Below are 9,503 nucleotides of genomic sequence, written 5' to 3'. Positions count from 1 at the left end.
GTCCTGCGCGGCGTTGTCGGCCGGCCGGCGGTCAGCGCCCGCCACGGTGGCCCGGGCGACGGGCGACCCAGGCGCGGACGGTGTCCCCGTACCAGAACGGTTTGCCGGCCTCTACGAGGTCGGGCGGTGGCAGCAGGCCGTGCTTGCGGTACGAGCGCACCGTGTCCGTCCGGACGCCGATGTGCGCGGCGATTTCCTTGTATGACCAGAGTCTTCGGTCGGCCAACTCGGCACCTCCCACAGGGGCCACGGAAGTGGCTGTCGATCATCAGCCTGTGCCGTGTGAACGACGCTGAGTGACGGTAGGGGAGGGCCTGTTGAGGGTCTGTGACGAACTCACCGGGTAATCGTGACGCTCGTGACAGAGCGCCAACCTCAGCCGACCGCCCGGCAGTCGGCCCGGCGGTCAGGACGGCGGTCAGGCGCCGCAGCCGCGCAGGAAGCGCCGGGTGCGCTCGGCGATCGGGAGGGGCTGGTCCGGCGGGCACGGGTACATGTCCTGCTCGACGATGGCGAAGAGGTCCACGCCCAGGCCCTGCGCGGCGGTGAGCACCGGCTCCATCGCCGGGACCCCGAGCGGCGGTTCGCACATCACGCCCTGCCGCACCGCGGGTCCGAAGGGAGTCCCCTCCCGTACGACGTCGGCGAGGACGTCCGGGTCCACCTGCTTCAGGTGCAGATAGCCGATCCGCTCGCCGTAGGTCTCGATCAGCTTGACGCTGTCGCCGCCGCAGTAGGCGTAATGCCCGGTGTCCAGGCAGAGGTTGACCAGGCCGGAGTCGGTCGCGTCGAGGAAGCGTGCGACGTGTTCCTCGGTGTCGATGTGGGTGTCGGCATGCGGGTGCACCATGATCCCGAGCCCGTACCTCTCACCCACCTCGCGGGCCAGCCGTTCGGTTCCGCTCGCGAGATGGCCCCACTGCTCGGCGGTCAGTTCGCTCGGTTCGATCAGCTCGGCCGTCTTGTCGTCCCGCCAGAAGGAGGGGATGACGACGAGGTTCTCCGCGCCCATCGCCTGGGTGAGCGCGGCGACTTGGCCGACGTGCTCCCAGGTGGCGTCCCAGACGCCGGGTCCGCGGTGCAGGGAGGTGAAGACCGTGCCGGCCGAGACCTTGAGGCCGCGTGCGTTCACCTCGTCGGTGAGGCGGGCCGGGTCGGTGGGGAGATATCCGTACGGGCCGAGTTCGATCCACTCGTAGCCCGCCTGCGAGACCTCGTCGAGGAAGCGGCGCCACGGCACCTGCTGGGGGTCGTCGGGGAACCAGACGCCCCAGGAGTCGGGCGCCGAGCCGACCCGGATGCGGTCGAGGGAGGGATGCACGGGAGTCATGGAAGGAGGGCTCCTCGGGTGTACGCGTGCGTGTGCGGTGGCGGTGGCGAGCCAACTCGGCGACGGCCGCCACTGTCAAGGGATTGTCAGGACAATGTTTCATACTGACTTCGCCGGACGGTCCGTCCCCGCCGTGCCGCCGCCACCACCGCCACCCGTAGGGACGTCAGTATGTAAGGACAAATCATTGACACCTGTCGCCGCCAGCCGTGACGATGGGAGGCCGACGAGCGCGAGCGAGAGGGGTCCCTGACAGCCATGGCGTCCACGGCCGAGCCACACGATGTCATCACGATGGGCCGCATCGGTGTGGACATCTATCCGCTGCAGACCGGCGTGCCGCTGCCCCAGGTGGAGACGTTCCAGAAGTTCCTCGGCGGCTCCGCCACCAACGTCGCCGTCGCCGCCGCCCGCCTGGGGCGCTCCAGTGCGGTGATCAGCCGTACCGGCGACGACCCCTTCGGTGAGTACTGCCACCAGGCGCTGCGCGGATTCGGCGTGGACGACCGCTGGGTGACGCCCGTGCGGCGGTATCCGACGCCGGTCACCTTCTGCGAGATCTTCCCGCCGGACGACTTCCCGCTGTACTTCTACCGGGAGCCCAAGGCGCCCGATCTGGAACTGCGTCCGGAGGACCTGGACTTCGACGCGATCGAGGCGGCGCGCGTCTTCTGGGTGACCGGCACCGGTCTGTGCGCCGAACCCAGCCGCACCACCACCCTCACCGCACTCGAGGCGCGCGCTGAGGGCGCCGGGGGTGTCACCGTCTTCGACATGGACTGGCGGCCCATGTTCTGGGGGGCCGGATCACGGGACGGGGACGAGGCCGAGGCCGTGGCCGAGGCACGTCCGTACTACCGCCAGGCCCTCGCCCACGCCACTGTCGCGGTCGGCAACCTCGACGAGTGCGAGGTCGCCACCGGTGCCCGCGAGCCGCAGGAGTGCGCCGACGCCCTGCTGGCGGCGGGGGTCGAGCTCGCCGTCGTCAAGCAGGGCCCCAAGGGAGTGCTCGCCGTGCACCGCGACGGCACCCGCGCCGAGGTCCCCCCGCACCCCGTGAAGGTCCTCAACGGCCTCGGCGCCGGCGACGCCTTCGGCGGCTCGCTCTGCCACGGACTGCTCGCGGGCCGGGACCTGGAGTACGTGATGCGGTACGCCAACGCCGCGGGCGCCCTCGTCGCCTCGCGGCTCGCGTGCTCCACCGCGATGCCCACGCAGACCGAGGTCGAGGACCTCCTCCGGGGCTGATTCGCACCTCTCCCCGGCACCCCCGCATGGCCCGCAGCCCCGCCCGTCAGGAAAGTGAGCACCTTTGAGCAGCGTCAGCATCTCCGATCTCGTCGCCGTACGGGCCAGGCACCCGGAGGCGATAGCGGAGGCCGCCGCCGTACGCGTCCGCCGCCCGCTGGTCGGCGAGAGCGGCCGGCTGATGATCGTCGCCGCCGACCACCCGGCCCGCGGCGCGCTCGGTGTCGGCGACCGGAAGCTCGCGATGGCTCACCGTGGTCAGCTGCTGGAGCGACTGGTCCTCGCCCTCTCCCGGCCGGGCGTGGACGGCGTGCTCGCCACGGCCGACATCCTCGAGGACCTGCTGCTGCTCGGCGCTCTCGAGAACAAGATCGTCATGGGCTCCATGAACCGCGGCGGTCTGGCCGGCGCCGCCTTCGAACTGGACGACCGCTTCACCGGTTACCGGGCCCAGGACATCGAGCGGCTGCGCTTCGACGCGGGCAAGGCACTGCTGCGCATCGACTACGACGACCCGGGCTCGCTCGCCACTCTGCACTCCACCGCCCGCGCCGTCGACGAGATGGCGGCGCGGCGGCTGCCCGTCTTCGTCGAGCCGTTCATCTCCCGCCGGGATGCCGACGGCACGGTGCGCAACGACCTCGGTCCGGAGGCGATCGCCCGGTCCATCGCCATCGCCTCCGGCCTGGGCGGCACCTCCGCATACACCTGGCTGAAGATCCCGGTGGCCGGGAACCCGGACGAGATGGAGTGGGTGTGCGAGACCTCCACCCTGCCGGTCGTGCTGCTGGGCGGCGAGACCAACGGGGACCAGGAGGGCGCGTACGAGAAGTGGCGGACGGCGCTGCGCATGCCCACCGTGCGCGGGCTGGTCGTCGGGCGTTCCCTGCTCTACCCGGCGGACGGCGACGTGGCCGCCGCCGTAGACACGGCGGTCGGACTGCTGTGAGTGGTGGTGTCCCGTGTGCTGGGAAGTGTCACGCCACGGGGCATGCGGGCCGTGCGGGTCATGCGAAGGATCAAGGGTGACGGAGATACGGAGATGAGGGACATGACGGCCAGGACGAGCGCCGGCGCCGGCGCTGAGCTGCATGTACGGGCGGGGAGCGCGGCGCGTGGCCCGTACGCCCTGGACATCGACCCCGAGCGGGCCGGCTGGGGCTACTCCGCCCTGCGCGTGCTCGAGCTCGAACCGGGCGGATCGCACGACTTCGGCACGGGGGAGAGCGAGTGGATCGTGCTCCCGCTCAACGGCGGCTGCACCGTCACCGCCGAGGGCCAGACCCTCGAACTGCGCGGCCGGAAGAGCGTCTTCGACGGGGTCAGCGACTTCGCGTACGTACCGCGCGACGCCGAGGTGCGGATCACCAGCGCGGACGGGGGCCGCTTCGCCCTGACCGGCGCGCGCTGCACCCGCCGCCTGCCCGTCCGTTACGGTCCCGCCGCCGGCGTTCCCGTCGAGCTGCGTGGCACCGGGAACTGCTCCCGGCAGGTCAACAACTTCGCCGCGGCGGGAGTCTTCGAAGCCGACCAGCTGATCGCGGTGGAGGTGCTGACGCCGGGCGGCAACTGGTCCTCGTACCCGCCGCACAAGCACGACGAGCACCGGCCGGGCGAGGAGAGCGAGTTGGAGGAGATCTACTACTTCGAGATCGCCCCGCACCGGACCGAGACCGGGACCGGGACCGGGACGGGAATGGGCACCGGCGTCACCCCCGGGCTCGGCTACCAGCGGGTCTCCCCGTCCGGGCACGGCAGCGGCAGCGACGTGCTGGCCGAGGTGCGCGGCGGTGACGCGGTGCTGATCCCCGACGGCTGGCACGGCCCGTCCATGGCGGCGCCCGGCCACGACATGTACTACCTGAACGTGATGGCGGGCCCGGGGCTGGAGCGCGCGTGGCTTATCTGCGACCATCCAGACCATGCCTGGATCCGAGGCAGCTGGGAGCGGCAGCCTGTGGATCCAAGGCTGCCGCTCTACGGCGCGCCGACACTGGAAGGAGATGCGGGTCAGTGAGTTCCGTACCAGGACCGACCGGTGAGGCACCCGCGTCCGGTGCGACGCGACGCCTGACCGTCGCGCAGGCGCTGGTGCGCTTCCTCGCCGCCCAGTACACCGAGCGCGACGGCCGGCGCCACCGCCTGGTCGACGCCTGCTGGGGCATCTTCGGCCACGGCAACGTCGCCGGAATCGGCCAGGCGCTGCTGGAGAGCGGCCAGGGTGAGGGCGCCCCGCTGCGCTATCTCCAGGGCCGCAACGAGCAGGCCATGGTGCACGCCGCCGTCGGCTACGCCCGGCAGCGCGACCGGCTCTCCGCCCAGGCCGTCACCACCTCCATCGGCCCCGGCGCCACCAACCTCGTCACCGGCGCCGCCCTCGCCACCGTCAACCGGATTCCCGTCCTGCTGCTCCCCGGCGACACCTTCGCGACCCGCATCGCCGACCCCGTGCTGCAGCAGATCGAAGTCGCCTCCGCCGGCGACGTCTCCGTCAACGACGCGCTGCGCCCCGTCTCCCGCTGGTTCGACCGCGTCCACCGCCCCGAGGCGCTGATCCCCGCCGCCCTGCAGGCCATGCGGGTGCTCGCCGACCCCGCCGAGACCGGCGCCGTCACGCTGGCGCTGCCCCAGGACGTACAGGCGGAGGCGTACGATTGGCCGGCGGAGTTCTTCGCCGAGCGCGTCTGGCACGTACGGCGTCCCGCCCCCGAAGCGGCCGAGGTCGCGGCGGCGGCCACGGCGGTGCTGGCGGCGCGGCGGCCCCTGATCATCGCGGGCGGCGGCGTGCACCACAGCGAGGCCGAGGACGCGCTGCGGGCACTGACCGACGCCACCGGCATCCCCGTGGCCAGCACCCAGGCGGGCAAGGGCTCGCTGCGTCACGACCACCCCTGCGACGTGGGCGGCATCGGCCACACGGGTACGGCCGTCGCCGACGACCTGGCGCGCACCGCGGACCTCGTCATCGGCGTCGGCACCCGCTACACCGACTTCACCACCGCCTCCGGCACCCTCTTCGCCGAGCCCCACGTCCGCTTCCTCAACCTCAACATCGCTCCCTTCGACTCGCACAAGATGGCGGCCCTGCCGCTCGTCGCCGACGCGCGGGCCGGGCTGGAGGCACTGACCGGAGCGCTCTCCGGACACCACGTCACACACGCCTACCGGGACGAGTACGGGGCGGGCAAGGCTCGTTGGGAGCAGATCGTCGAGACGGTCTACGCGGCCGAGGACGGGTCCGTACGTCCCACCCAGACCCAAGTGCTGGGAGCCCTGGACTCTGTGGTGGGCGACGAGGACGTCGTCATCAACGCCGCCGGCTCCCTCCCCGGCGACCTGCACAAGCTGTGGCGGGCCCGCTCCCCGCGCCAGTACCACCTGGAGTACGGCTACTCCTGCATGGGTTACGAGATCCCCGCCGCCATCGGCGTCCGGCTCGCCGCCCCCGACCGGCCGGTGTGGGCGCTGGTCGGCGACGGCACGTACCTGATGCTGCCGACCGAACTGGTGACGGCGGTGCAGGAGGGCGTCAACATCAACGTGGTGCTGCTGCAGAACCACGGTTACGCGTCCATCGGCGGTCTGTCGGAGCAGACCGGCGGTGAGCGGTTCGGTACCGCCTACCGCTACCGGGCGGCCGACGGCAGCTACACCGGTGCCCCGTTGCCCGTCGATCTGGCCGCGAACGCCGCCTCGTTGGGCATGGACGTCATCCGCGCGGAGACCGTCGCCGAACTGCGCGAAGGGCTGGCAGCGGCGCGGTCCTCGGAGCGGCCGACCTGCGTATACGTCGAGACGGACACCAGCCCGAAGACTCCGGCCCCGCCCGCGTCGGCGTGGTGGGACGTGGTCGTCGCCGAGACGTCCGAGCGTCCGGCGGCGCGCGAGGCACGTGCCGAGTACGAACGCCACGCGGCGGCCAGGCGCCGCCACCTGTGACGGGGGGGCGCGTCCCGGCCCGTACACCCCTTGACCCCAGACCTGGCACCCCTCCCAGAAAGGCCCCTTCATGAAGACCCTCGGTCACTGGATCGGCGGCAAGGCCGTCGAGTCCGTCTCCGGCAACGCCGCCCCCGTCTACAACCCCGCCACCGGCGCGCAGCCCACCCAGGTCTCGCTCGCCTCGGTCGACGAGGTCGACGCCGCCGTCGACGCGGCCCGCCAGGCGTACGCGGACTGGTCGCAGTCCTCCCTCGCCAAGCGCACCGCCTTCCTCTTCAAGTACCGGGAACTGCTGGACGCGCACCGCGACGAGATCGCCGAACTGATCACCGCGGAGCACGGCAAGGTGCACTCCGACGCCCTCGGCGAGGTCGCCCGCGGCATGGAGATCCTCGAACTGGCCTGCGGCATCACGGAGAAGCTCAAGGGCGAGCTGTCCACCCAGGTCTCCAACCGGGTCGACGTCTCCTCCATCCGGCAGCCCATCGGTGTCGTCGCGGGCATCACGCCCTTCAACTTCCCCGCGATGGTGCCGATGTGGATGTTCCCGCTCGCCATCGCCTGCGGTAACACCTTCATCCTCAAGCCCAGCGAGAAGGACCCGTCGGCCGGCTACCGGCTCGCCGAACTGGCCGCCGAGGCGGGCCTCCCGGACGGCGTACTCAACGTCGTCAACGGCGACAAGGTCGCCGTCGACCGGCTCCTGTCCCACCCGGACGTGGCGGCCGTCAGCTTCGTCGGCTCCACTCCGATCGCCAAGTACATCCAGTCCGAGGCCGTCGCCCACGGCAAGCGCGTCCAGGCGCTCGGCGGCGCCAAGAACCACATGCTCGTACTGCCCGACGCGGACCTCGACTTCGCCGCCGACAACGCCATCAACGCCGCCTACGGCTCGGCCGGCGAGCGCTGCATGGCCGTCTCCGTGGTCGTCGCCGTCGGCGACACCGGCGACGAGTTGGTGGCGAAGATCGCCGACCGCGCGCACAAGCTCCGCATCGGCCCCGGCGACGACCCCGCCTCCGAGATGGGCCCGCTCATCACCCGCGAACACCGCGACAAGGTCGCCTCGTACGTCGGCGGCGCCCGCGAGCAGGGCGCCGACGTCGTCGTCGACGGCACCGGTTACAGCGTGACCGGACACCCCGAGTGCGCAGACGGCTTCTTCCTCGGCGTCTCCCTCCTCGACAAGGTCTCCCCGGAGATGGACGCCTACCGGGACGAGATCTTCGGCCCGGTGCTGTGCGTCGTACGGGCGGACACCTACGACGAGGCGATCCACCTCATCAACAGCAGCCGCTGGGGCAACGGCACCGCCATCTTCACCCGCGACGGCGGCGCCGCACGCCGCTTCCAGCTCGAGGTCGAGGCGGGCATGGTGGGCATCAACGTGCCCATCCCGGTCCCCGTCGGCTACCACTCCTTCGGCGGCTGGAAGGACTCCCTCTTCGGCGACCTGCACGTCTACGGCAACGACGGCGTGGCGTTCTACACCCGCGGCAAGGTCATCACCACCCGCTGGCCCGACCCCGCCGAGACCGGCGGCATCAACCTGGGCTTCCCCACCTCGTCGTAGCTTTCCCCGCTTCCGCGGGTCCTTCGGAGACCCCGCTCGGGCATCGCCCGGGCGGGGCCGGGCCGTCCTTGACCGCCCGGTGGTCCTGCCCCGGCGGATCCAGGGACATCCCGGTTCGGCCAGGAGGCCAGGGACGTTGTGGAGAGTATTCAAGGTAGGGTAAAGGGCATGAGTGAGCCTACCCAGAAGTACTCGATCACCATGCCGCGGGACATCGCGGAATCGGCGCGCGAGCGAAGCGGTCCGTCGGGGCTGTCCGCCTATGTCGCCGCAGCCGTCGCACGGCAGATCGAGCGGGACAATCTCAACGAACTCATCTCGGTGGCGGAAGCCGACCACGGTGCCATCACCGAGGAGGAGATCCAGGCCAGGCGCGATCAGCTGCGCCGCGCTCGCGAGGCCCAGGGCCACAACGGAAACCCGGGAGCACGCGCCGCATGACCCGCTCCCTTGCTGTGCCGGGCGGCACCTTGGTCCTGGACAGCGAAGGCTTGGCGAAGGCGGTCCAGCGCGACCGTGACGTCACCGGATGGCTCGCGCTGGCTCGTGCGGACGACATGCGCGTGATCACCAGCGCGGCCACGCTTGTGGAAGTCGTCCACCCGAGAATCAAGCGGCCGGCTCTGGAATGGACGCTCTCCCGCGTCGTCGTCGAGCCGGTCGGCGAGCACATCGCCCGCCATGCGGCAGCCCTGCTCGCCGAGGCCGGACTGCACGGTCACAAGTACGCCATCGACGCCATACTCTCCGCCACCGCCCTCGCCGCCCCCGGCCCCGTCACGGTACTCACCTCGGACCCTGAGGACCTCACCGCTCTATGCGGAGAACGCGTCATCGTCATCAAGGTCTGAAACGGTGTCCTGTCGTCACGTGCCTCGAACGCGGTGTCTCGCCGGACGCGGTGACGCGTAACCTCACCGTCGGCGTCACCACCGAACTCCGTCGCCCCGTCGCCCTGTTGGGGCACCGCCTCGCCCAGTGGGTCCCGCCGGGCCTCCCGGCACCGGAACCGGCCGCCTCGCGCCCCGACCCGCTCCAGGCCTGCCCGACTGCGACCGTGCCTCCCGTTCCCCGCCCTGGCCACTGCCGCGACTGGCGCAGCCCCGCCCCCGCCCCGCCCCTGACCCTCTGACCTCGGCTGTCCCCGTATTCTCGGGGCATGAAGGTCCTGCCCTGGGTCCGGGCGATCGGTGAGACCGCGCACTCCGGCCTGTCGATCGAGCGCACCAAGCTCAGCCCGCTCATCGCATTGCGCGCGGCGGTCGGCGTCGCCGTCATCGTCGGGCTGACGCTGTGGGCGGGTTCGCCGGAGCTCGCCGTCTCCTCGGCGTTCGGCGGGTTCTCCTCCGGCGTGGCCACCTTTCAGCGCAGTTGGCGCCCGCGCCCCGTGCTGGCGCTCTGCGCCGCGGC

The 9,503-nt window shown here is 71.5% G+C and carries 9 protein-coding genes and 1 pseudogene; 8 read left to right on the top strand and 2 right to left on the bottom strand.

From position 1 onward, the window contains the following. Positions 1-31: 31 nt before the first annotated feature. Both ACRDP3_RS09490 and ACRDP3_RS09485 read right to left on the bottom strand, forming a co-directional pair. Complete coding sequence (locus ACRDP3_RS09490; protein ID WP_431516423.1) at positions 32-226, bottom strand: helix-turn-helix transcriptional regulator; 195 nt, start codon at positions 224-226, stop codon at positions 32-34. A 192-nt stretch (positions 227-418) separates the two neighbouring features. Continuing rightward, the gene (locus tag ACRDP3_RS09485) at positions 419-1,330 is read right to left on the bottom strand and encodes a sugar phosphate isomerase/epimerase family protein (protein WP_431516422.1); all 912 of its coding nucleotides are present in this window, start codon (positions 1,328-1,330) and stop codon (positions 419-421) included. 258 nt (positions 1,331-1,588) lie between these two features. Between ACRDP3_RS09485 and iolC the strand changes: the two genes are divergently transcribed. From iolC to ACRDP3_RS09445, 8 genes and pseudogenes are all read left to right on the top strand, one after another. Further along, positions 1,589-2,578, top strand: a complete 990-nt coding sequence (gene iolC / locus ACRDP3_RS09480; RefSeq protein ID WP_431516421.1) for a 5-dehydro-2-deoxygluconokinase — start codon at positions 1,589-1,591, stop codon at positions 2,576-2,578. A gap of 64 nt (positions 2,579-2,642) precedes the next feature. After that, the gene (locus ACRDP3_RS09475) at positions 2,643-3,527 is read left to right on the top strand and encodes a Cgl0159 family (beta/alpha)8-fold protein (RefSeq protein ID WP_431516420.1); all 885 of its coding nucleotides are present in this window, start codon (positions 2,643-2,645) and stop codon (positions 3,525-3,527) included. A gap of 102 nt (positions 3,528-3,629) precedes the next feature. Then, positions 3,630-4,595 carry a 5-deoxy-glucuronate isomerase gene (iolB, locus tag ACRDP3_RS09470; RefSeq protein WP_431516419.1) on the top strand — a complete coding sequence of 322 codons (966 nt, stop codon included), beginning with the start codon at positions 3,630-3,632 and terminating at the stop codon, positions 4,593-4,595. Beyond that, a complete protein-coding gene (gene iolD, locus ACRDP3_RS09465; RefSeq protein ID WP_431516418.1) occupies positions 4,592-6,517 on the top strand; it encodes a 3D-(3,5/4)-trihydroxycyclohexane-1,2-dione acylhydrolase (decyclizing) in 1,926 nt (641 codons plus the stop codon). The genes iolB and iolD overlap by 4 nt, the downstream gene beginning before the upstream one ends. 70 nt (positions 6,518-6,587) lie before the next feature. Next, the gene (locus ACRDP3_RS09460) at positions 6,588-8,093 is read left to right on the top strand and encodes a CoA-acylating methylmalonate-semialdehyde dehydrogenase (RefSeq protein WP_431516417.1); all 1,506 of its coding nucleotides are present in this window, start codon (positions 6,588-6,590) and stop codon (positions 8,091-8,093) included. Positions 8,094-8,261: 168 nt separating this feature from the next. Next, positions 8,262-8,534 carry a CopG family transcriptional regulator gene (locus ACRDP3_RS09455; protein ID WP_431516416.1) on the top strand — a complete coding sequence of 91 codons (273 nt, stop codon included), beginning with the start codon at positions 8,262-8,264 and terminating at the stop codon, positions 8,532-8,534. Beyond that, on the top strand, positions 8,531-8,944 hold the full coding sequence (locus ACRDP3_RS09450; protein WP_431516415.1) for a PIN domain-containing protein: 414 nt from the start codon (positions 8,531-8,533) through the stop codon (positions 8,942-8,944). The genes ACRDP3_RS09455 and ACRDP3_RS09450 overlap by 4 nt, the downstream gene beginning before the upstream one ends. 308 nt (positions 8,945-9,252) lie before the next feature. Beyond that, positions 9,253-9,503 (top strand): annotated as a pseudogene (locus ACRDP3_RS09445) (FUSC family protein); the annotation flags it as partial.

Source organism: Streptomyces sp. (genome assembly GCF_050698815.1).
Taxonomy (GTDB): Bacteria; Actinomycetota; Actinomycetes; order Streptomycetales; family Streptomycetaceae; genus Streptomyces.
This window is presented reverse-complemented; position numbering and strand designations above follow the sequence as displayed.